General features: G+C 55.4%; 1 protein-coding gene. It reads left to right on the top strand.

Annotated elements, in window-relative coordinates; translation table 11 throughout:
- On the top strand, positions 1-569 hold a 569-nt coding region (locus K4A83_RS22740), incomplete at its 5' end, for a hypothetical protein (protein WP_265267004.1).
- Positions 570-778: the final 209 nt, after the last annotated feature.

The raw sequence follows: 778 nt of genomic DNA, 5'->3' as shown, positions 1-778 counted from the left end.
CCCTGCTCCCCCGCTCCCCCTCTCCCCTATTCCCCATGACCCTCATCATTTGTCCCGGAGTCCATTCTCCCAACCTCACCGCCCAGTTTTTAGCCACCTTACCCAGAGACATAGGAGAGATTTGGGTAGTCCCGACCGACTATCCTCCCTATTCTGGATGGCATACCCTTCAATTTATGCGCCAAGTGCTACCGAGTCCCCCCTCCGGGAGTCCCCCACTGGGGATGATTGCCTTCAGTGCGGGGGCGGTGGGAGGAATGATGGCCGCGCAACAGTGGGAACAGTGGGGCGGTAAGGTTCGGGGAGTGATGGCGTGGGATGGTTGGGGTGTGCCGCGCTTAGGGCGTTTCCCCTTTTATCGGGTGAGTCATGATCATTTTACCCATTGGAGTTCAGGACTCCTGGGGCGGGGGGAGGAATCCTTTTATGCGGATCCGGCTGTGGAGCATTTAAACTTGTGGCAGTCCCCCGGTGAAGTGTGGGGGTGGTGGGAGAAAGGTTGGGGCATGAGACGGCGCTGTTCTCTGTTAGAACTGTTAGGGGAGATTCTGCCGAGGTTGGCGGATTGACCTCCTCACCGGACTAAAGCCACGGTGATTCCCAAACCTCACGATTTGAGTTTCTGCATGAAACTACGACTCTAATTTTAACGATTGACACTCCACTGCCTAAAGGCGAGTGGATTCTTTCCTCATAGACTCTTGTCTAGCCAATCAGAAATTGACCCCGACAGAACGTCTCCGAAAGCATTTTGAATCACGGGCTGTCCGACCGCGAT

This window comes from Spirulina subsalsa FACHB-351 (assembly GCF_026130165.1).
Classification (GTDB): Bacteria; Cyanobacteriota; Cyanobacteriia; order Cyanobacteriales; family Spirulinaceae; genus Spirulina_A; species Spirulina_A subsalsa_A.
Note: the sequence above shows the minus strand (reverse complement) of the source record. Positions and strands in the feature narration are given on the sequence as shown.